This is a genomic window from Nitratidesulfovibrio vulgaris str. Hildenborough, assembly GCF_000195755.1.
GTDB classification, from domain to species: domain Bacteria; phylum Desulfobacterota; class Desulfovibrionia; order Desulfovibrionales; family Desulfovibrionaceae; genus Nitratidesulfovibrio; species Nitratidesulfovibrio vulgaris.
In genome coordinates, this window is the sequence record NC_002937.3 from 2,964,915 (window position 1) to 2,986,355 (window position 21,441).

Consider the following 21,441-nt stretch of genomic DNA (forward strand, 5'->3'; position numbering starts at 1 on the left):
GAAGGTTCTCCCTAGGCGGGCTGGTTGAGGGTCACGAAGATGCCCGCATCACGAAGCGCGGCGATGGCTGCGGCCTTCTGCGGTGCCGTGATGCCCTGCGGCCACACCAGCCCGCGGTCGAGCGCTTCGCAGTGGGTGTAGGCCACCGCCACGAGATCGCCCGAAGCGGGCACGCTGCAATCTTCAGCGAGAATGTGCGTGGGGGTCTGGCTGCCGTCGGACGCGCCGGGGGCGAGTTCCTTGAGCTTGCCCGACGCCGTGACGACGGCGAGCACGGTACCGGCCATGAGGTCACGCGCCGCGCCCGATGATGCGATGGTGACGGATTCCATCAGCGGCGGATGCGCGCCAAGGAACGGGACGAACGTCTTCTCGTAGGTGGTCACGCCATTCATGGACGGCTCCTATCGGGTCAGCAGCCCGGCCATGCGCTGGCCGAACTGTGCAGGGGTTTCCGCACCGGGGTTGCCGGGAACGCCGGAAAGCGGCGCGGCGTGGGCACCGACGATGCCAGCGAGGATGCGCTCCTCATGGCTGGCGCTCGGTTCCTCATGCCGGGGCCGGGCTTCAGTCGTGGCCTGCGCTGCGGGCTTGGGCAGCAGCGACGCCACGGCTTCGATCTGCGACGCGGAAAGGTTCTGCTCGAGCAGTGCCTGCACGCGGCTTGCAGCCTCGTCGCCCGCCACGGCCCTGACCGCAGCAAGGCACGCCTGCTGCTTGTCGCCGAGGCCCGTCGTGGCCTTCTCTTCGAACTGGGTACGAGCGGCAGCCACGGCCTTCTCTGCGGCCTCGCGCTCGATGGACGCCAGCAGTTCGGGGTGCTGGCTGGCAAGGTTCGCCCTGTCCATGGTCATCTCCTTGGCAAGGGTTGCTATGGCCGCTTCGCGGTCGGCCACGATGGCGGTAACGAGGCCCTGTGGCGCTTCGGAGGCGACAAAAACCTTGCCGTCCGCCCACGTCGTCAGGTTCGCGGCGTCGAGTCCCATGCTCGCGCTCACCCCGTCGGTGAAATGTCTGTAGAGAGCGGTCAGCCGTTCCTGCAGGTAGGCACGCTCGTTGTCGGCAAGGGGGGTGTCGGGGTTGCCCACGGCCTTCCACTGGCCCGCCGTCAGATAGGCGTAGGAAAGGCCGGCCTTCTCGTTCCACTTGGACCAGTTCTCGTAGACCGAGATCACGCCGATGCTGCCCACGGTGGCCGTGGCAGGTGCCAGCACCCGCCCCGTTGCCGAGCCGATCATGTAGGCGGCGCTGGCCATGAGGCCGTTGGCATACGCAGCCATGGGCTTCGTGCCCTTGGCGCGTTCGGCACCGATGTAGTCGGCAAGCTCCTTCATGCCCGCCACGGTCCCGCCCGGGCTGGCCACATCCAGCAGGATGGCGCGCACGCCCCTGTCGGCAAGGGCCGAGGCAATGGCCGGGCGAATCTGGTCGAGCATGCCGGTGGTGTATCCGTAGCCCCAAGACCAGCTTCGGCGGGGCGTGAGCATGCCCATGACCGGGATGACGGCGACGCCATCACACAGTTCATAAGGGCGCTCTTCGCCTCCGGACACGCCGAAGGTGGCCGCCCTCTCCTCGCCGTGCGGGGGGGATGCATCGGCAGGGAGAGGACGACCGGGGTCACCGGAGGCGTCGGCATGGCGAAAGGCCGAGAAGAAATGTCCAAGGGCTTCGGGCATGGCGGCCCACATGCGCTCGGCAAAAAGGTCATGCAGTTGCGGCATCGTCGCCCTCCTCGGCATCGTCGTGGTTGGTGTCTCCGTCGCCTTCGTCGTCGGACGGGAAGGCATCGTCTTCCGCCGGTGCGCCCGCCACGGAACTGGCGGCGTCGAGACGTGCGGCAAGACGTGGCGCAAGGCGCTGCATGAGGCGGTCCTCGTAGCCACGGGCCGCCCAGACGTCCTCCACGGCAAGCCCCCGTTCACCGAGAATCTCGCCGTAAGTGGAAAGGCCGCTTTCGATGAGCGAGATGTTGGCCTTGGCTTCCTTGACGGGGTCGATGTAGCCGCGCCCCGGCCCTATCCACATGGAGGCGGTCCAGAGGGGCAACGCCTCGTAGAAGCCGGGGGCGGACGTGGGCAGGGAGATGAGGCCGCGCAGGTACGCCTCTTCGATGACCATGCGGTAGATGGGCTGGCAGTAAGAACGCGCCTGCCACTGACGCCACAGCATGTAGACGCGCCACGCCTCGAGCAGGGCCGCGCGGGCGCTGGAGTAGTTGGTCTTGGAGAAGTCTTTCAGCAGGGCCTCGTAGGGTATGCCCGCCGATGCGCCCATGGCCCGCACCACGAAGTTGACGAAGCCCGTCCAGTTGGCACCGGGGCGGTCGCTGGAGAGCGGCTTCACGTCGTCGCCGGGGTTGCCATAGAGCACCTGCCCGGGGGCGTAACTCTGGTGGTAGACGCGCTCTTGCCCGCCCTGCCCTCCGGGTCCCTGCTGGAACTGCCCGAGGTAGTCCTCGACACCCTGCGTACCGTCGGCCACCTTGATGAACAGCGGAAAGCTCGCCGCCACAATCTGCCCGATAAGCTCGTATTCGAGGCTGTCGGCCAAGTGCCTGAACAGCTTGAGCGCCGGTGAGAGGATAGGCTCGCCCCGGTACTGCTCCTCGCTGGTGCGGCGAAAGCAGTGGAACGCCCCCGGACGGTGGAACAGCCTGTGCGGAATACGCCTGAAGCTGTCGCTGCCAAGTGCCCCCCAGCCAAGCCGACCGCTCCAGAGGTCCGGCGCAGGTTCCGCTACCCACAGGGCGCAGGGCCTGCCAAGTCGGTCGAGTTCCACACCGTCACGCATATTGTGCATGGCGCGCTTGTCGGACGGGGTGCAGAGCCTCTCCGGATGCACGGGCTGCATGCGAAGACCGAGAAAGCCCCCCTCCTTCGTCGCATCCACCATGACCGGAATGTGCAGCATCTCGCCGTGGACGAGCGTTGACCGCAGCCCCATGAACTGAAGGTCTGCGAAGTGCTGCCCTTCAAGACCGGCAGACTCGCACCACAGTCTGAAGATGGACTCCATCCTGTCGCCGATGTCGCGCGCCTGCTCTTCGTCAAGGCCCAGCAACGCCGCCGGAATGGTGGACTGCGGAAACAGACCGTTGGCCCCCACCGCATTGAGTGTGATGGTGTCCACCATGGAACGCCCGGCCCAGTCGTTGGCGACAAGGTCCTCACTCCGGGTGGATGCGGTGGTGCGCTCCTGCCCGCCCGCCACAAGGCTGGGTCGCCAAGGCCGATAGTTGGACAGCGTGCCCCTGAAGGCCCCGGCGTCGCGCGAGACAGGCTGCACGACGCCGGGAACCAGCGGGGAGGAGGCACGACCGACAACCGAAGGACCGAATGAGGCACGAGTGCCCTGACAGGCAGAACGCCTGAACGGGCGGCGGGCATGTGGACGAAGGGCGGGCATCCGCTACCCCCGTGCGATGACGGGCCGCACGGTGAGCGGCCCGGGGCGACGTGGACGCCCTGACTGCGCGGCAAGCAGCAACTGCCGTTCGCGCTGCAGGTACGCCAGTTGTTCGCGGATTTCAGGCAGCGAATGATGGCGGACGCTTTGCCCGCTAATCGTGTATTCGCGGCCCGAGGCGACAGCCAGCAAGGCTGCCTTCCAGTCCGCTATCAGCGCGTCGAGTTCTTCAAGGGTCCAGATGGTAGACATGCCGGCAACGTAGTACGCTGCCGGCATGTTGTCGTGGAGCTAGTGGGGCTTATGGAGCTAGTGGAGAAAGAGTTGAGAAAACGCTGTTTTTTTCTCATCACTCGTCGGCGGTTCTGGCCCATTTCTGCGGACGGAAAGGGTGTCCATGATTACCGACTCCCCCTTTGTTGCGAAAGGGCGTCGGCATTACCGACACCCCTTCGGTGCTAGATGGTGTCGGCATTACCGACTCCATCGGCGTAATAGGCAGAGCCTATAGCACTCTCACATCTTCCACCGGCACGAGCCTCATGCCTCCCCCAACCCTGGCCACCCCCACAAACCAGTGACCGGAAGCATCACGGAGGGGGCCTTCGGTCAGCACAAAGGTGACATCACGCAATGCAAGCCCCGCAAAGCTACGCCCGTTAGGAACCGACACCCGCATTCCCCGCGACAGAGGAGGCAGCGAGTCGGGAGTAAACTCTTGCCCGGTCAACGCCGTTGCCAACATTGTCGCGATTTCAGCTATGGAGTGATAGGCATGCACGCCGGAACGTCCGTCTGCCCATCGCCCATTGATACGAAGCCTGAAGCACCCCGAAGGTTCTCCCCACTCGGACGCATCATAGAGTTCGACCTTCTGCCGCCTTGCCCCGTTTTTTAGGCAAAAAGACGAGTATGGCTTACGCCTTTCAGACATGATTTTGCCTCAATTCCCGTTCATCTTGCCGCCGCGCCAAATAGTTCAGGCAATCTTGCTCCAGCACACGAACGCCCCGAACAACACCATGCCTGTAAGACGGTATTTCTCCCGAGTTCACGAGGTTGTAGAAGTGACTCTGGCTGCACCCAAGCAGCGTGCATGCCTGCCTCCAGTTGAGCTTGCGGCCCAAATCGTTCCCGCTATTCATCGCGCACCTCCCCACCAGCTTGGGCGGACTCCCCCTGTGGGCGAGACCGGCACTTGCGGTGTCTCCTTCTTCATCTTCGGTTCCTGCTGCGGCTGCTTCCAGTTGCGCACGCCAAGGGCGAAGGCCCCGGCAAGGGCAAGCACCTCGCAGTCCCAATAATGGTTATCCCGTCCTGAAGGGCAGACCCACGCCTGCTTCTGTTCATCGTAGTATTCTGCAACCATCTCCCGCGCGTATTCCAGCGGCGTGTCGTGGTGCAGGTGAAAGGCACCGGGGTCTTCCGGCGCAATGGACAGCTTCGCCGCAAGGTCGTTCTTGAAGAACGTCGTATCCACCTTGAGCAGACGCAGACCGCCCGGAATGCGGCGCTGCGTGCCCGGATAGTACTCCAGGGGCGAATAGGTCAGGGGTGCAGCCTGATGCTGCTTGCCCTGCGTGGGAAAGATGCGGCCCTTGTTGGCGGCGCAGAAGGCGTAGACCTCTTTCGTCCGGTGGCCCATGGAGTCTTGCAGGGCAAGGCGAACCCGGTATTCGTTCCCGTGCCCGTCGCGGTAGGCACTGCCCCAGAGAATCTCGGCCAGTGCCGGAAAGGTCGGCGCGGTACCGCACTGGATGAGCCAGCTTTCATCCTCCTGCCCCCAGCCGAAGGCGCGGATGACATAGCGGAAGTAGCCCCGGTGCTCGTCACTGCCCTGCGTGTCGATACCTGCCACCAGTGCGGCGATGCGCGGCGTACCGTCTTCGGCAAGCGGCCCCGGCACCATGCCGCGCGGCCTGTCGTCGCACAGGGCAAGAATGCGGTCCTCGTCGCGGTCCATGCGATAGACCCGCCACGGTTCCGCCTTGAAGTTGTTGCAGAAGTCCTTCAGGTCCTCCTGATTCTTCGAGGCGTTCCACCGCAGGAAGGACGCCGCCACCTTGGACAGCGACACGAAATACGAGAGCCATGCAGGCAGATGAAAACCGACGTTCGCGGGCCGGTGCGTGTCGAGGTGGGCCTTCAGTTCAAGCCCTGTCGAGCGTTCACGCCACAGGCCAAGGCGCACGGCCCGGTCGCGGTCGCCGTCGTGCCATACGCTACCGCAATGCTCGCATACATACTCGGCAAGCTGGCGCGAAAGCACGTCCTCCGGGTCGCGGACGTCCTCGGGCCAGCGGATTCTGTCAAAGGTCATCAGCTGTTCCATGGCGCAATGCGGGCAGCGCACATGAAAGTCGAACACGGCCTGCGCCTCGCGCGTCATGTATTGCCAGATGCCTGTCGATTCCACCGTGGGGGTGGATATCTTCCAGATACGCGCCTTATGCCGCCACGTGATGGTGCGCTTCTCGGCAAGGGCTTCGGCGGAGGCCTCGTTCCGGCTGCCCTGGTACTTGTCCAGTTCATCCAGCACGAGATAGCGGATGGGCTTGTTGCCAAGCCGTGCGGCAGACCCCGACCATGCGAGGAAGATGGGCATATGCCGCAAGTTGATGCGCAGGCTTGAGCGGTCGTCGGCCGAGCCTGTCAGATAGGTGGCGAGGCGCGGACTGCCCTCTATCATGGGCTGGATGCGGTCCTTGGCGTTCTCGCGGGCGGTGAGTTCATCGGGGTAGACGTACATGACCGGCCCCGGGGAACGGTCGATGGCGTAACCGATGCAATTGTGGATGGCCTCGGTGATGCCCGACTGCGGGCACTTGCAGATGCCTATCTTCCGCACCGCCTCGTGAAAGCTGGCGTCCATGATGCCCGCGCTGTAGGGCGTGATGGAGTTGTGCCAACGCCCGGGAATGGTGGAGTACGCCACCACGCGGTGACGCTCGGCCCACTGGCTTACCGGCATGGGTGCGCGCCGGCGCATGACGGCACGCTCGGCCATGGAGAAGTTGAAGCGGTACACGCCGGGCCGCCCTGTCTGGCGTTCGTGCAGGCGTGAACCGATTTCGCGCGCAGTGCCCGCAGGCAGGCGAACCACAACGCGCAGGCAGTCGTCATTCTTCGGCTTCGGCAACAGGGTCGGAGTCATCAAACACAACCTCGTAGGTCATAGGACGCGCATACTCGTTGAGTGCCGCGTCCAGTTGGCGTTCAAAGAACGACAGAAGGTCGGGGGCTTTCTTCGGATTGCCCTCGGCGGTGTGGATGAGGTCGAGCAGGCTCGTCTCGAACATGGTTCGCAGACCCGTTGCCAGCACCCCGGCACGGGCCGCCAGTTCGACCTCCACGTCATCGCGCAGGATGTACTTGCCGGCGCGCACCTCGTTCTTGAACCGTTCGGCCTTGGCCTGTTCCTCAAGCTTCTCGGCCTCTGCCTTGGCCTTGCGCGAGGCGTATTCCTGCGCCTCTGCCGTTTCCTTCTCGGGCAGGGCGTGGGTGGGCAGGCTGGCCGCGTAACGGTCCACGTCACGCTTGCGGTACGTCCCATCCGGCTGTGCCTTCAGAAGCCCCCTTCCCTTGTCCTGATACAATTTGCTCTGGCTGATCTTTCGCCCCTGCTCCTGCAGATGTGCCAGCACATCCTTGAGCGAGCCGAAGCTCTGCTTTGTGTGCATCACTTGCTCCAGCATCTTTGTGACCCGCTCAAGGAGCCGCAGGTGCTCCGCCGACGGATCATCATTCACCAGACGCTTGGCGGCCTCTTTGGCTTTGAGCAGCAAGGGCAGATCGGTCTCCGCACTCTTGTCCACGAGAGACAGCAAATCATGCTCATGCATGAGCCACCTCCCTCGCCAGCTGCACATCGGCAAATGACGCGCCGCCTTCCAGTACCGCTGTCTTGCCTGTGACTTCCTCCCAGCGCCGGACGATCACGTCCGCAAAACGGGGATCAAGCTCCATCGTATTGCAGCGCCTTCCCATGCGCTCGCAGGCGATGAGTGTCGTTCCGGAACCGCCGCAGGGGTCGAGCACCAGCCCGCCGCGAGGAGAGCTGTTGGCCACCATGCGTTCCACGAGTGCCACGGGCTTCATCGTGGGATGCAACTCGGAGCGTGCGGGCTTTGCCACCGCAAGAATCGAGGTGGAGACCTCCTCCACCGTCACATCCTGCCCCCGGATGAGCAGCACAGCGTCTCCCGTAGCCACCTGCCACACGCCCTCGCCAGCAGGCAGGACCGTCTGCCCAGCGAAGTGCTCCAGCAGCGTGGTGTGCTTGCGGTTGCCGTACCAGCGGTGCTTGCCCGTCGGCTTCCACCCGTAGAGGATGGGTTCGTGCTGCCAGTGATAGTCGCCTCGCCCAAGTACGAGTTGATGCTTCCGCCAGATGAGGCATGACGCGAGCTTGTAGCCGGCGTGGGCAAAGGCCTTGCGAAACGCCGTACCGCCTCCGGCCTCGGAATGGGCCACATAGGCGGCAGCCCCGTCAGCCAAAGCTTCATAGGAACGCGACAGAAGACGCAGCAGGAACGCGTCGAAGTCTTCCGGACTCATCTTGTCATTCCGGATCTTGCCAGCCTTGCCGGAGTAGTCGACGTTGTAAGGCGGATCGGTCCACAGCATGTCTGCCTGCTCGCCAGCCATGAGCCGGACAACATCTTCCACAGACGTGCTGTCGCCGCAGAGAAGACGATGCCCACCCATGTTCCAGACATCACCCGGGCGGGATGTAGGTGCTTCAGGGAGAGGTGGAACCATGTCCGGATCGGTCTCTCCGGCTAGGGCGACTCCCTGCAGGAAGGCGTCGAGTTCCGCATCGGCGAAGCCGGTCATCGTCAGGTCCACGCCGAAGTCGCGCAGGCTGGCCAGTTCGACGCGCAATGCCTCGTCGTCCCATTCGGCCCATGTCGCCGAACGGTTGACCAGCAACCGGAAGGTCCGCACCTGCGTTGGCGTCATGTCATCCACGACGATCACCGGCACACTGGTCATGCCCATGGCAATCGCCGCCTTGAGCCGCAAGTGGCCGTCCACCACCTCTCCAGCCCCGGTGACCAGCAAGGGTATCCGGAAGCCGAACATACGCAGGGCGTCCACCATACGGGGTATGGCATCGTCATTACGACGGGTGGCATGTTCGCTGTGGTGAAGCCTGTCCACGGGCCAGTTCTCTATGTTGAGGTTTTCCATCCGCTAGGATTCCTGTTATGCCTCTGCCGCCGTTGGCATGAGGGTTGGGTCGGTCCTGGTCGGATGCTGCTACATCCGGTCGCCCTGAAGAGCGGCAACTCTGCAGGGCAACCCTCACCTTGGTTGTCAGCAACAGGCCGCGTCGTTTTGATGCGGTCTGTTGGCGTTGTTGGCGTTGGAACGCCGTGCCCTGCACAGCAGATTGTCCGGGGTGATGATGCGGGCGGGGTGCTCTGCGAAGTAGTCCCACAAGGCCGGTGTGGCGTCGAAACGCCGAAGCAGTTCGTGCAGGCGGGCCATGTGGCGCTTGCCCCACGGGGCGGGGTACTGCCACTCGTACCCGCCGGAGTTGAAGCGCACGTACTTCACCGGCATGCCCTCCCACAGGGAACGGAAGGCCAGCACCGTCTGCAGAACATCCGGCGGGAGGCCGCACGAGGATGCGGCAGCAGCCGCCGGGGTGGGAATGGGTGCGGGTGCAGTCGCACACGGGGCGACGGCGGGTGCGGAGGACGCTGTGGGAGCCTGCTCGACAGACGAAAGCTGCGCCGCGCCCCGAGCCTTTGCATGTTCCATGGCCAGCACCGGAGGCAACCCGGCAAGAATCCACGCCCGCAGGTCCTCACCCTGCTTGAAGGCGTCACCGGGGTCCTTTCCAGCAGGAACGGGCCACCGCTTTGCCTGCGGGTAGGTCTCGCGCCACCACGCCCAGCCGTCTGCCCCCGGGCCGTCGTAGTCCAGTGCCACGAGGATGGACGCAGCGGATTGCAACGCTGTGTGGGCTGTGGCGTCAGGACGGCCCCGGTTTGTCAGCACGGCCAGCGCACCGACAAGGTCGCCAGCGGCATGATGCACGAGCATGGCGTCCAGTTCGGCCTCGACCACGACCACCGCACGAGGAGCCTCGCCCAGCAGCATCGTGGTGCGCCCGCAACCGCCCTCGACGAGCATGTACTTGTCGCCCCACTGCTCCACATCGCCGTCGGGCCTGCGGATTCGGATACGCACCGGCGCGCCATCCTGCCCGGCAGGCCCGTAGGCCGGAATGATGATGCCACGGGGGATGAACATGCTGGTTCTCGGCTTGCCGTCTTTGCCTTCCTTGGGCTGAAGACCCCACGCAGAGCGAGCGCGAAAGACGCCCTGCCGTCCCTGTTCCCCGGCGAGGTAGCCAATGCGGTAGCGACGCACAGCGGCCTCGGGAAGCCCACGCTCGGCAAGATAGGCCAGCGCCCGGGGCGTGCGCAGCAAGGCAGCATGGGCATCGGCCACGAACTTACCTGCCTGGGCTGACCAGATGTCACCCGGTAAGGCCGAGGGCTTCGGCTGGAAGCAGGCCTTGCGGGTCGCCTTGGGCATGGCGGGCAGCCTGCCGGGTACGAAGGTCGTGCGCTCTATGCCCAGTTCCTTGCAGGCTTCGGCCCACTCAAGACGCTCGACCGTGAGCAGGTACTCGAGCACATCGCCGCCCTTCTGTTCCTGACGGCAGAACCATGTGCCGACCACTCCGGCCTTGGCGCAGGCAGGACCGCCCGGCTGTTCAGGCCAGATGCGGAAGCGGTCACGCCCGCCGCACACCGGACACGGGCTAGCGAACTCCTCGCCCCTGTCCCCCCTGCCGGTGGACACCTTTCTGGGCTGCAGACCACGGGCAGCAAGTCTTTCAAGCAACGGCGCTCTCATTCGACTGAACCTCCCAATATCCCTGAAATCTCCCAGCTCATTTCTTTCTTTAACCTTATGTTTTTCCATAATAAATTTAATGAATGGGAGCATGGGACATTCGACGTGGGCGATGCACACAACTCGCAATCATGCGCATGTGCGTGGCAAGATACCGCTGCGGACTCTCCCAACCTCCAGACGTGACTATTCCTCCAATCATCACTGAATGTTGTGACTGCGCGTCCGTCATTACAACGGGAGCTTTTGGGAGGTTTCCGTGCGGCCTAGTCAAAGAGCTTCCTCCTTTTGGCAGAGGACGCGTCAGACGAACTCGTATCCGCAGCCATCTCGTCCTCGACCTCGGGCAGAAGCGAGACGCCAAGGTAGACCATGCCGCCCGACTTCTTCTTGGGAATGCCCTTCTTGGCGAGGATGTCACCAAGCCGCCGGGCGCTATACGAGTAGGAAGAGTCCACGTTCTTGTGCAGCCACCAGTTGAAGGCGTTGAGCAGCACCGTGGCACTTGTCCGCGTGGCAGGTTCGATGCCCTCGACGACCTGCTCGATCTCGCAGCACTCGGTCAGGAAGCGGCCCACATCGTCGAAGGCTCTGCGCCGCTCGCGCGTACAGGCCAGCACCTCTTCAGGCGGGTTGAGTCCGACACGCTGGTACTCGAGGCACCCGCGCACCAGCCACGCGAGGATGCCGGGAAGCTCTTTCATCAGCTTGTGCTCCATCTGTGGATCACGGGGCCGTTCGTCAGGCGTGGTCGGATGATCCACGAAACGGAGCTTCCACGGCACGGCGAGGGTGCGCGTCCAGAAGGCGTCGTCGTCGGCCTTGGCGCGCGGTATCTCGTTGGTCAGAAGGAACAGCAGATGCGTCTGCTTCCATGTGGTGTAGAGCTTGTCCTGAAGGCCCCGGGCCATGAGGTTGCTGCCGCCCGTCAGCCACTTGATCTTGGACATGGCGAACTTCTGGCCGTCCTCGGCTTCGGTGGCGAAGGCCATGCGCTTGCCGCGCAGGGCGAGCACGTCGGGCGAAGGCCCCGCGCTGCTTCGCGGCTGCTTGGTATCCAGCAACAGCGCCGTGTCGATGGTCGAAGCGAGGTCATCGCCAAGGATGGCGGTCAGTATCTTCAGAAGGGTGTCTTTACCGTTGCGCCCCCGCGCCCCGTAAAACACGAACCAGTAGTGATCATCCCTCGCTCCCATGATGCCGTAGCCGAACACGCGCTGCAGGAACGACACGATGGCCTCGTTCTCATGGCAGGAGTACATGAACCGCTCGAACTGCGGGCACGGCGCATCGATGCCGGCCCATTCGATGGGACAGGCGTTGAGCACATAGTCGTCAGGATGGCCGGGGCGGAACTCCCCTGTCCGCAGATCGATGACCCCGTTCCGGCAGGCAAGCAGGAACGGCTGCTGGTCGAGTTCATCACCCGTGATGGCAAGGGGGTCGGCGATGGTGTGGGTACACCGGAGCAGCTGCTCGCGCCCGGACGGTGCCCGAAGGAAGCTGACACGCTTGAGCAATTCCTCGCGCTTGCGCTCGAGCAGGGCCTTCTCGTCCCCCACGGCGTCGTCGGCTTGCTTCGACAGGCTCGAGACAGCACGGAGGTACGCTTCGCACACGGCCTCGACCGCAGCCTGTGAGGTCTCCATGATGTCCTCTTCCCAGTGATGCCCGGCCCAGCGGATGAAGCGCCCCCAGCGTTTGACGTAGACGAACTTTCCTCGGTTTAGCGCGTTGAAGAGCATGGCGTCGCCAACGCGATTGGCCTTCAGGCACTTCAGTATGAAGTCGTCACTGAGTGCGGGCACTTCATCTCTCGGGGCAACCGGGCGTGACGCCTCTTCATCTTTGACGCGGGCTGCCACTCTCGCGGCCATATCAGCCGTGGCAGGCACAGACGGCGCGGCAGCACCGACTTCAGGCAACGCATCGCCGGTACGATCTTCATGCATGACGGTACTCCATGAACCCGCCCGTACATGGTGCAATGCCCCTCAACGGGCGGGGTGCAGTGTTACGATTGTCTCTTGGCGTATGCAGCAAAGGTGTCGCGCCCGCGCGGATTCCATTTTTCCACGCAATGCGTTCCACAGTTCGCGGCCAAATCGTGGGGTCGGCAGCAGCCGTAGGCTGGCCCCCGTAGGGGAAGGACCCGCAGCCACCAGAGGGGCGCGCGGGCTTATGGGAGATTTTGGTCAGCTTCTCCGGAGAGGGGGGGAAGGGGGCGCGGGGGACTGCGCCGCCCCGGAGGCCCGCGCAGCGGCGCGGGCTGAAGGAAGCACCCGTGCGGGCATGACATCGCGCACGGCGGAGGCTAGGGGCACTGTTGCGATCAACGGACCACACGGGTGCACCCTCCCCCATGCAGACCAGCAAGAAAATGGTAACCGCGTGGTAACCATCTTCCAAAACGACGAAGAGGACACACGCGTCTCCGCATGTATCCTCTTGAAATATCTTGGCGCGCCCGGGAGGATTCGAACCCCCGGCCAAGAGCTTAGAAGGCTCCTGCTCTTTCCAACTGAGCTACGGGCGCGTGAAGGCGAAAATGAATAGCCGAGCGCGGGCCCATGGTCAAGGGGGAGCTTGGCAGGAGAGAACGCAGAGGGCGTTCAGCCCTCCCATGGCGACAGAAAAGCCTGTCTTGCGCGCGCAGGGCACATGCCATGTGGGACGCGACACGGCGATGCTGTCGCCCTGCGTGCGAGGCTACCGCTGCCTCAGTCGCATCGCCAACTCGAGCACGGTGCGGGTCTCCTACGCGGGAGCTCAGAGGGTACGCCGTTTAGTGGCCCCGATGATATCGGCCGCCTTCATGTGCGATGGGACGAGCATGAGCGGGGCACTGTCAACAAGGCCAGCGCCCCTGCGCCCCTCCTCGGGGACACGAACCCTTGACGTCCAACGTGCCTCGGCCTAGGCAGGGGCAAGCATCTGGCAGTTCGCATGGACGAAAAGCCTGCATACGACGTGCACCCCACAGCATTGTATCCGCAAGACACCAACCCACCGGAATCAACATGACGTTCCGCACCTATGGCGACGTTGTCGCCCATCTCGAGGGGCTTGGCCTCTTTCATATGGATTTCGGACTCGACCGGATGCATGCAGCCCTCGCCGCCCTCGACCTCACCCGTCCTCCCTACGCCGTGGCGCAGGTGGTGGGCACCAACGGCAAGGGCTCCACGTCGACCTTTCTCGCCTCCATCGCACAAGCGCACGGGCTGCGCACGGGTCTCTACACCTCTCCCCATTTCATCACACCGCGCGAACGCATCCGCATCGATGGCAGGATGCTCGAGGCCGACCAGTGGCCCCTTCTCGGCAACCGCATCCTCGACGCCGGCGGGGCCAACCTCACCTATTTCGAATTCCTGACCGTCCTCGGGGCTCTCGCCTTCCGAGAGGCAGGGGTGGACATGGCCGTCATCGAGGCGGGACTCGGTGGCACATGGGATGCGACCACGGCCCTTGCCGCCGACATCCTCTGCGTGACGCCCATCGGCCTTGACCACCAGCATGTGCTCGGCCCCACCATCACCGCCATCGCCACCGACAAGGCCGGGGCCATGCGTGAAGGACATGTGGCCCTCACCGCCCCGCAATGCGGTGAGGCGTTCTCGGCCCTTGCACAGGCCGCCGCCACGCGAGGGACTCGGCTGGTACAGACCGCCGCCACGACGACACTCCCCGCCGGGACGCACCTCGGACTCGCAGGCCCCCACCAGCGCGACAACGCGACACTGGCACTGGCCGCATGGCGCACCATCGCAGCCACACGGGGCTGGACGCCTTCCGAAGCGGCTGAACGGCATGGACTCGCCTCGGCGCACATCGCAGGCAGATTCCAGCGTGTCGAGGTGCGCCTCTCCGACCTGCCAGTGGCCGGGGTTCGTCCGGCTGATGTTCTTCCGGCTGGCTTCCATCCTTCCGATACGCATCCGGCCCGTATTCTCCCGGCAGACAGTTGCCCCTCGGAAAATTGCCCTTCGGGAGATTGTCCGGCTGGCCCCCCGCCCGACGTCACTATCCCCTCTTCCATCGAAGATACTCCGGATGCGGACACGACAAACCCGCATCCCTGCCGGTCGCTGCCGTTCATCCTCGACGGGGCGCATAACACCCACGGCCTCACCGCACTGCGCACCGCGCTGGAAGCACAGGGCCTGCGCCCTGCAGCTGTCATCTTCTCGTGTCTCGCCGACAAGGATACGGAGGCCCTCGTGCCGCTGCTGCACGACATCGCCGCCGGTGCCCCTGTCATCGTGCCCACCATCGCCGACAACGAACGTGCAGCTGACGGTGCGACCCTCGCCCGCAGAATGGGGCCAAACGCCCGCGCCGTGCCACGCCTTCATGACGCCCTGCACGAAGCCGCGCGGCTGGCCGGAGACGTGACGCCAAAGCACCCGGTGCTGCTCTGCGGTTCCTTGTATTTGCTGGCCGAGTTCTTTACACTTCGGCCCGACCTTCTCGAATCACCCGCAGAAGCGACCGGTTGCGCTGCATCCCGCTGACAAGCGGGCCAACCACGGCGCGAAGGCGGGCAGGGCCCTCTTGCCTGCAACGACTTCATGCCGTGAACCAGACCAGCCAGCACGCACCGGTTGTCGCGCCGCCATGACCGCATGGTCGCCACAGAGGCGATGCGACAGGCCTACTGCACCCAACATGACGAGGACTTTCGCGTGAACCGACTGTTCCGGGCCCTGCCATCTGTCGACGCCCTGCTTACGGCACTGACGACGCCGACACACGGCCACGACACTTTCGCCGACCTGCCTCGCGCCCTGCTTCGCGACCTCGTGAACGACTTTCTCGACGCAAGGCGTGAGGACATCCGGCAGGGGCGCATCGACGCCCCCGAAAGCCTTGCCGCCGAAAGACTGCTGCCGTCTCTCGTCCAGTCCGTGGGCAGACGCAGCCGAGCCCATTTCCGGCGCGTGCTCAACGGCACCGGGGTGGTCATCCATACCAACCTCGGCCGTTCGCTTCTCGCCCCCGCCGCCACCGAAGCCGTCGCCGCCGCCTGCGCCCACTACTCCAATCTCGAGTTCGACCTCGACACGGGCGAGAGGGGCAGCCGCTACAGCCATGTCGAGCAGCTTCTGTGTCGTGTCACCGGGGCGGAGGCGGGCCTTGTGGTCAACAACAACGCCGCCGCCGTGCTGCTGGTGCTCGACACGCTGTGCAAGGGGGGCGAGGTGGTCGTCTCGCGCGGGCAGCTGGTGGAGATAGGCGGCAGCTTCCGCATCCCCGATGTCATGGAGAAGAGCGGCGCGACACTGCGCGAGGTCGGCGCCACCAACCGGACGCACCTGCGTGACTATGAGAACGCCATCAACGAGAAAACCGTGGCCCTGCTGCGTGTGCACACCTCGAACTACCGCGTTGTCGGCTTCCACAAGGAAGTGCCGCTCGACGAACTTGTGGCACTGGGGCGCGCCCGCGACCTTCCCGTCATCGAAGACCTCGGCAGCGGCAGCTTTCTCGATTTCACCCCGTGGGGCCTTCCCGGCGAACCCACGGTGCAGTCCGTGGTGGGCGCGGGGCCCGATGTGATCACCTTCTCCGGCGACAAGGTGCTGGGCGGCCCGCAGGCGGGGCTTATCGTTGGACGTCGCCAGTGGATAGACCGCATCAAGCGCAACCCGCTCAACCGTGCCCTGCGCATCGACAAGATGACGCTTGCCGCGCTTGAGGCCACCCTGCGCCTGTACCTCGACCCCGAACGCGCCCGGAACGAAGTCCCCACCCTGCGCATGATGACGGCATCGCCCGATGAACTGGCGCGACGCGCCCGTCGCCTTGCCGCACGGCTGCGCAAGGCGCTGGGCGACGCGGCCCGTGTGGGCACGGTGCCGGGCGTCTCGCGTGTGGGTGGCGGTTCGTTCCCCGAACGCGACCTGCCCACCACCCTCGTGGAGGTGGCCCCCGCCTCCTGCACCGCCACGGTGCTCAAGACGCGCCTTCTGGACACCGACCCGCCGCTGGTCGGCAGGCTGGAGAACGACACCTTCCGCCTCGACCCGCGCACCCTCGACGACGTCGAATTCGCCCCCGTCGCCACTGCCTTGCGGCAGGCACTGGGGCTGTAGTGCCACCGAGCACAGACAGGAAAGAACACTGGCGGGCCCGTCCCGCAGGAGGAAATAGATGACCCTAGACCTTGCCTTCTCCACACGTAATTGCTGGGAGACCTACGCCAGCCAGACAGACGCGGCGGCCATGAACGACCTCGCCACGCGCTATGTAGACTTCCTCTCCCGCTGCAAGACCGAACGCGAGACCATCGACTATGTCGTCGAACGGTTGCGCACGGCTGGCTACACCGAGAACTTCGCCCACGACAGGGTGTACCGCGTCTTCAAGGGCAAGACCGTGTTCATCGCCCGCAAGGGCCGCCAGCCCCTCTCGCAGGGGATGCGCCTCATCGGCGCCCATGCCGATACGCCCCGCCTCGACCTCAAGCAGCGTCCGCTGCAGGAACAGGCAGGGGTGGGACAGGCCAAGACCCACTACTACGGCGGCATCCGCAAGTACCAGTGGCTGGCGCGCCCCCTCGCCATCCACGGCGTCGTGGTGCGTGAAGACGGCACGACCGTGCAGGTGACCCTAGGCGAGGATGTGACAGAACCTGTCTTCACCATCGCCGACCTGCTGCCCCATCTCGCCCAGAAGCAGTCGGGGCAGACCGTGGCCGACGCGTTCGAAGCGGAGAAGCTGAACATCGTCATGGGCCATCGCCCGCAGCCGAAGCCCGAAACCGCCGGTGACGAAGCCGACGCCAAGGACGCGCCGGAGGCCAAAGACCCCATCAAGGCCCGTGTCCTCGCCCTGCTGCACGAGAAGTACGCCATCCGCGAAGAGGACCTCTACTCCGCCGAGTTGCAGGCCGTGCCCGCAGGCCCCGCGCGCTTCGTGGGCCTCGACGGTTCGCTGGTGGGCGGCTACGGGCAGGACGACCGCATCTGCGTCTTCGCTGCGCTCGAAGCCCTGCTCAACGCCGAGAACCCCGCCGCCCCCCAGTGCGTGCTCTTCTGGGACAAGGAGGAGATAGGGTCTGAAGGTTCCACGGGGGCCAAGTCGAAGTTCTTCGAATACTGCGTGGAAGACCTCATCCAGTCGTGGCAGCCCGCGGCGCGCTTCAGCGACGTGATGCTGAACACCCGCGCCGTCTCCGCCGACGTGCACGCCGCCCTCGACCCCGACTGGCAGGAATTGCACGAGAAGCTCAACGCCGCCACGATGGGCCACGGCCCCGTGTTCTGCAAGTTCACCGGACACCGGGGCAAGTACGAGGCCAACGACGCCCACCCCGAATACGTGGGCTGGCTGCGCGGCGTGCTCAACGAACGTGGCATCCCGTGGCAGATGGCCGAACTGGGCAAGGTCGACCAGGGCGGCGGCGGCACCGTTGCCATGTACCTCGCCGCCTATGGCATGGACATCATCGACTTCGGCCCTGCCGTACTCTCCATGCACAGCCCCTTCGAACTCGCCAGCGTGGCCGACCTGTATGCCACACGACTCGCCTATACGGCGTTCCTCGAACGCTGACCGTTGAACCGGAGGGCGGGCAAAAGCCCGCTCACACATGCCGACGCCCCGCGACAGGGGTTGCCGCATCTCGCAGCGGACCGACCGCCGGGGTGGAGCACCACACCTCCGCCAGCCCCGCCAGCCGCACCCATCTACACCCCTCTCTCCCCACCGCAAGGAGGCCCCATGCTCGACTTCACCTTCCATGTCCCCACCCGTATCGTGTTCGGTGCAGGCAGGCTCGAAGAACTGGGCAGGCTGCCGCTGCCCGGCGTCAAGCCTCTGGTGGTCGTCGGTGCAGGTGGTTCCATGCGGCGTCACGGGCACCTGGACAGGGTGCTCGCCCTGCTGCGCCAGAACGGCTGCGAACCGATGCTCTTCGAGCGCGTCAGACCCAATCCCTCGCTGGTGCACGTGGACGAAGGGGCGTGCGTGGCACGCGCCAACGGCTGTGACTTCATCGTCGGCCTCGGCGGCGGCAGCCCCATCGACGCGGCCAAGGCCATCGCCCTTGCCGCAGCCAACGGTGGCAGCTACTGGGACTACATCCAGAGTGGCACAGGCGGCCGCCGCACCCCGCAGCACCCTGCGCTGCCCGTCGTCGCCATTCCGACCACGGCGGGCACGGGCACCGAAGCCGACCCGTGGACGGTGGTGACCCGTGACGAGACACAGGAGAAAATCGGCTGGGGCAACGACTCGACCTACCCGGTGCTGTCCATCGTCGACCCCGCGCTTACCATCACCGTCCCGCCCCGCATCACCGCCATGACAGGCATGGATGCCTTCTTCCACGCCGTGGAAGCATATCTTTCCCTCTCGCGCCAGCCCTCAAGCGACCTGCTGGCACTGGAGGCCGTGAGCCTGCTGGCGCAATTCCTGCCACAGGCCGTCCGTCAGGGCGACAGCGTCGAGGTGCGTTCGATGGTCTCGTGGGCCAGCACCGCCGCTGGGCTGTGCGAATCGCTCTCTTCCTGCATCGCGCACCATTCGATGGAACACGCCCTCAGCGCCTACCACCCCGACCTGCCGCACGGCGCGGGCCTCGTGATGCTCTCGCTGCCGTTCTTCGAGGTCATGGCGCGGGTGCAACCCAAGCGTTGCGCCGACCTCGCCGCCACCATGGGGATGCCGTTGCATGGGCTGCCTCCGGCACAGCAGGGCATGGCCTTCGTCGAAGGGCTACGGTTGCTCATCCGCGCCGTGGGCCTCGATGACCTGCGCCTTGCCGACCATGGCATCACCGCCGCAGAGATTCCCGCGCTGGCGAAGAACGCCCGCGAGACCATGGGGGCGCTCTTTCCCCTGACGCCGGTGGACTTGCGCCCCGAAGACGTCGAAGCCATCTTCGCCAAGGCCCTCGCGGGCCCGACGGCCTGACCACGAGCACTGCACGGGGGGGCCAACGCCCCCCTGCCGACGAGGGCAATTTCACGCAATACGCCACCCCGCCTTGCCGGGTATGGTGCGAGGATGGAGAAGCCCCATGCAGCCAAGCCATGACGTACGCTTCTGGCGCGACGCCGACCTCCCCGACCTCGAAGTCAAGCGTGTCGTGCGCAGTTCACACAGCTACCCCAGACATACCCATGACACGTATGTCGTGGGTGCCATGGAAGAAGGGGCCAGCTACTGTCTGGGGGCCACCCGGTCGAGTGCCGTCGTCGCAGCGGGGCAGTTGTGCCTCATCAATCCGGGGCAGGTCCACACAGGCGAACCCTTGCGGGACGTGCTCCCCACCTTTCGCATGTTCTACGTCGAACAGGCGTGGGTGAGGCGTCTTGCCAGCGAACTCACCGGGCGCGACGCCCATGAACCGGAGTTCGACGCCATCGTCCGCGCCGACCGCGAGATGCTCGACGCCTTCATGCTGTGCAGCCACGCCATCATGCGGGGTGCGGAACGCCTCGCGAAGGAATCCGCCATGGTGCGGGCCTTCTCGTTGCTGCTCACCCGCGGTGCGGCCCTGCGTGCGGAACCGGCCCTGCGCCGTTCTCCGGCTTCGCGCCATGCCGGTCACATGGCGGTGTTGCGTGTGCGCGAACACCTCTCCGCCCATCTCGGCGGCAACGTCTCGCTGGAGGACCTCGCGGGGGCCACGGGCCTCAGCCGGTACCACCTGCTACGGGTGTTCCGGTCTGCCACGGGCATGACGCCCCACGCCTACCACCTGCAATTGCGCGTGGAGAAGGCCAAGCACCTGCTACGTTCCGGCTGGACGCCAGCCGAGGCGGCGGCAGACACCGGGTTCGCCGACCAGAGTCACTTCACCAACACCTTCCGCCGTTTCGTGGGGGCCACGCCCGGCCAATACCTCAACGGGTGAGGCACAGCCGCGACCGCAAGCCGAAGAGGAGGCAACGCCATCAGGCGGGCGACGCCATCACAGCCTCACCGGTTCCAGCCTTGAATTGAGCCCTGCCGCCCGCAGGCGGACGACGCAACGTCCACCTGCCCTGCGGGCCGGACGCCACCGCATGGACGCGGCCCCACCGCAATTTTCTGCAACAACCCTCTCCAAGACAATCGCGCACCCATCTGCTAGACCTCCCCCCAGCACAGGAGGAGAGACGCCCGTGGAAAGAGACACCGTACTGACAGCGACCCCGACCATCGACGCAGACCTCGCGGATGCGACGTCTTGCGCGACGCCCTCACGCACGGCGGTATCGCCACTGTTGCCCGTACTCGCGGCACTCGCCGCCGTCGTCCTCTGGGGGGGAGCCTTCCCTGCCATGAAGGTCGCGGTGCAGACCCTCGGCACATGGCAGATGATGTGGGCACGCATGGTGTTCGCCCTGCTGCTGCTTGTGCCGCTGGCACGACGCCTCGCCCCCGCGCGCATCGAACGGCGCGACCTGCCGCTGCTGGCGGGCATGGCCCTGATGCAGCCCTGCCTCTACTTCCTGTGCGAATCGACGGCACTGCAACTCACCACCTCGTCACAGGCGGGCGTCATGGCCGCGTCCATGCCGCTGATGATGGCCGTGGGAGGCTTCCTCCTCGGCGAGAAGGTCAGCCCCCGGCTGTGGTTCGGCGTGGGGGTGTCGTGCATCGGCGTGGCATGGCTCACCTCCTCCGGTGGTGAAGGCGGAGGTTCAGCACCAGACCCGTTCACGGGCAACCTGCTTGAACTCGCGGCCATGGCCTGCGCCACAGGCTCATCGCTGTGCATCGGCGCGCTCATCTCGCGCGGCAAGGGGAGGTGGAACGCCCTGACGCTCACCGGCATCCAGACGCTGGCGGGGGCCGTCTTCTTCCTGCCGGGGGCACCCGGCGTCATCGGCGGCGTCGCGGACTGGTCGACGGAGGTCCTGCTTGCCGTCGTCTACCTCGGCGGGGCCTCATCGCTGGGGGCCTTCGGCCTCTACAACTGGGCACTGGGACACATGCCCGCCAGCCGCGCGGGCAACTTCATCAACCTCGTGCCCGTGGCCGCCATCTTCTTCGGCTGGCTTCTGCTGGGCGAGACGCTGACGACGACGCAGTACCTCGCCACCGGCCTTGTCATGGGTGGTGTTCTCATGGGCACCCGCGCCCGGTGACCTTGCGATGACAGTCCGCTGACCGCGCGCTGACCAGCCCAGCCAGACTGCGGAGAGGCTGGGCTGGCTG

General features: G+C 65.3%; 16 protein-coding genes and 1 tRNA gene. 6 read left to right on the forward strand and 11 right to left on the reverse strand.

Translation table 11 applies throughout. From position 1 onward, the window contains the following. Positions 1-11: 11 nt before the first annotated feature. The 11 genes from DVU_RS13450 to DVU_RS13505 form a co-directional block, all read right to left on the reverse strand. Positions 12-395: a head decoration protein gene (locus tag DVU_RS13450; RefSeq protein WP_010937509.1), complete on the reverse strand. Its 384-nt coding sequence runs from the start codon at positions 393-395 to the stop codon at positions 12-14. A gap of 9 nt (positions 396-404) precedes the next feature. Further along, a complete protein-coding gene (locus DVU_RS13455) occupies positions 405-1,724 on the reverse strand; it encodes a S49 family peptidase (protein WP_010940131.1) in 1,320 nt (439 codons plus the stop codon). Then, positions 1,708-3,408, reverse strand: a complete 1,701-nt coding sequence (locus tag DVU_RS13460) for a phage portal protein (protein ID WP_010940132.1) — start codon at positions 3,406-3,408, stop codon at positions 1,708-1,710. The genes DVU_RS13455 and DVU_RS13460 overlap by 17 nt, the downstream gene beginning before the upstream one ends. Positions 3,409-3,411: 3 nt before the next feature. Further along, a complete protein-coding gene (locus tag DVU_RS13465; RefSeq protein WP_223295112.1) occupies positions 3,412-3,660 on the reverse strand; it encodes a hypothetical protein in 249 nt (82 codons plus the stop codon). 674 nt (positions 3,661-4,334) lie between these two features. Continuing rightward, the gene (locus tag DVU_RS13475; RefSeq protein WP_010940135.1) at positions 4,335-4,553 is read right to left on the reverse strand and encodes a helix-turn-helix transcriptional regulator; all 219 of its coding nucleotides are present in this window, start codon (positions 4,551-4,553) and stop codon (positions 4,335-4,337) included. Further along, positions 4,550-6,562 carry a phage terminase large subunit family protein gene (locus DVU_RS13480; protein ID WP_014524581.1) on the reverse strand — a complete coding sequence of 671 codons (2,013 nt, stop codon included), beginning with the start codon at positions 6,560-6,562 and terminating at the stop codon, positions 4,550-4,552. The genes DVU_RS13475 and DVU_RS13480 overlap by 4 nt, the downstream gene beginning before the upstream one ends. Continuing rightward, complete coding sequence (locus DVU_RS13485; protein WP_010940137.1) at positions 6,528-7,250, reverse strand: hypothetical protein; 723 nt, start codon at positions 7,248-7,250, stop codon at positions 6,528-6,530. Before DVU_RS13485 ends, DVU_RS13480 begins: the two co-directional genes overlap by 35 nt. Then, complete coding sequence (locus tag DVU_RS13490) at positions 7,243-8,601, reverse strand: DNA modification methylase (RefSeq protein ID WP_010940138.1); 1,359 nt, start codon at positions 8,599-8,601, stop codon at positions 7,243-7,245. Before DVU_RS13490 ends, DVU_RS13485 begins: the two co-directional genes overlap by 8 nt. A 126-nt stretch (positions 8,602-8,727) precedes the next feature. Then, a complete protein-coding gene (locus tag DVU_RS13495; protein ID WP_010940139.1) occupies positions 8,728-10,284 on the reverse strand; it encodes a primase-helicase zinc-binding domain-containing protein in 1,557 nt (518 codons plus the stop codon). A 266-nt stretch (positions 10,285-10,550) separates the two neighbouring features. Continuing rightward, positions 10,551-12,236, reverse strand: coding sequence for a DNA primase family protein (locus DVU_RS13500; protein WP_010940141.1), 1,686 nt, complete (start codon positions 12,234-12,236; stop codon positions 10,551-10,553). A 507-nt stretch (positions 12,237-12,743) separates the two neighbouring features. Next, positions 12,744-12,820 (reverse strand) — tRNA-Arg (locus DVU_RS13505). Positions 12,821-13,304: 484 nt separating this feature from the next. On the opposite strand from DVU_RS13505, the gene DVU_RS13510 reads away from it, so the two are divergent. The 6 genes from DVU_RS13510 to DVU_RS13535 all read left to right on the forward strand — a co-directional run bounded on the left by DVU_RS13510 (position 13,305) and on the right by DVU_RS13535 (position 21,371). After that, positions 13,305-14,801: a bifunctional folylpolyglutamate synthase/dihydrofolate synthase gene (locus DVU_RS13510; protein WP_010940142.1), complete on the forward strand. Its 1,497-nt coding sequence runs from the start codon at positions 13,305-13,307 to the stop codon at positions 14,799-14,801. Positions 14,802-14,912: 111 nt separating this feature from the next. Then, positions 14,913-16,382, forward strand: coding sequence for an L-seryl-tRNA(Sec) selenium transferase (selA, locus tag DVU_RS13515; protein ID WP_014524582.1), 1,470 nt, complete (start codon positions 14,913-14,915; stop codon positions 16,380-16,382). A gap of 58 nt (positions 16,383-16,440) precedes the next feature. Then, a complete protein-coding gene (locus DVU_RS13520) occupies positions 16,441-17,844 on the forward strand; it encodes an aminopeptidase (protein ID WP_010940144.1) in 1,404 nt (467 codons plus the stop codon). Between the two features lie 168 nt (positions 17,845-18,012). After that, a complete protein-coding gene (locus DVU_RS13525; RefSeq protein ID WP_010940145.1) occupies positions 18,013-19,206 on the forward strand; it encodes an iron-containing alcohol dehydrogenase in 1,194 nt (397 codons plus the stop codon). 106 nt (positions 19,207-19,312) lie between these two features. After that, positions 19,313-20,152 carry an AraC family transcriptional regulator gene (locus DVU_RS13530; protein ID WP_010940146.1) on the forward strand — a complete coding sequence of 280 codons (840 nt, stop codon included), beginning with the start codon at positions 19,313-19,315 and terminating at the stop codon, positions 20,150-20,152. A 250-nt stretch (positions 20,153-20,402) separates the two neighbouring features. Then, complete coding sequence (locus tag DVU_RS13535; protein WP_010940147.1) at positions 20,403-21,371, forward strand: DMT family transporter; 969 nt, start codon at positions 20,403-20,405, stop codon at positions 21,369-21,371. The last annotated feature ends 70 nt before the right edge of the window (positions 21,372-21,441 follow it).

Excerpts from the sequence above, each read along its gene's own strand:
- DVU_RS13450 (WP_010937509.1), bottom strand. The coding sequence starts at position 395 with ATGAATGGCGTGACCACCTACGAGAAGACGTTCGTCCCGTTCCTTGGC.
- DVU_RS13455 (WP_010940131.1), bottom strand. The coding sequence starts at position 1,724 with ATGCCGCAACTGCATGACCTTTTTGCCGAGCGCATGTGGGCCGCCATG.
- DVU_RS13460 (WP_010940132.1), bottom strand. The coding sequence starts at position 3,408 with ATGCCCGCCCTTCGTCCACATGCCCGCCGCCCGTTCAGGCGTTCTGCC.
- DVU_RS13465 (WP_223295112.1), bottom strand. The coding sequence starts at position 3,660 with ATGTCTACCATCTGGACCCTTGAAGAACTCGACGCGCTGATAGCGGAC.
- DVU_RS13475 (WP_010940135.1), bottom strand. The coding sequence starts at position 4,553 with ATGAATAGCGGGAACGATTTGGGCCGCAAGCTCAACTGGAGGCAGGCA.
- DVU_RS13480 (WP_014524581.1), bottom strand. The coding sequence starts at position 6,562 with ATGACTCCGACCCTGTTGCCGAAGCCGAAGAATGACGACTGCCTGCGC.
- DVU_RS13485 (WP_010940137.1), bottom strand. The coding sequence starts at position 7,250 with ATGCATGAGCATGATTTGCTGTCTCTCGTGGACAAGAGTGCGGAGACC.
- DVU_RS13490 (WP_010940138.1), bottom strand. The coding sequence starts at position 8,601 with ATGGAAAACCTCAACATAGAGAACTGGCCCGTGGACAGGCTTCACCAC.
- DVU_RS13495 (WP_010940139.1), bottom strand. The coding sequence starts at position 10,284 with ATGAGAGCGCCGTTGCTTGAAAGACTTGCTGCCCGTGGTCTGCAGCCC.
- DVU_RS13500 (WP_010940141.1), bottom strand. The coding sequence starts at position 12,236 with ATGCATGAAGATCGTACCGGCGATGCGTTGCCTGAAGTCGGTGCTGCC.
- DVU_RS13510 (WP_010940142.1), top strand. The coding sequence starts at position 13,305 with ATGACGTTCCGCACCTATGGCGACGTTGTCGCCCATCTCGAGGGGCTT.
- selA (WP_014524582.1), top strand. The coding sequence starts at position 14,913 with ATGGTCGCCACAGAGGCGATGCGACAGGCCTACTGCACCCAACATGAC.
- DVU_RS13520 (WP_010940144.1), top strand. The coding sequence starts at position 16,441 with ATGACCCTAGACCTTGCCTTCTCCACACGTAATTGCTGGGAGACCTAC.
- DVU_RS13525 (WP_010940145.1), top strand. The coding sequence starts at position 18,013 with ATGCTCGACTTCACCTTCCATGTCCCCACCCGTATCGTGTTCGGTGCA.
- DVU_RS13530 (WP_010940146.1), top strand. The coding sequence starts at position 19,313 with ATGCAGCCAAGCCATGACGTACGCTTCTGGCGCGACGCCGACCTCCCC.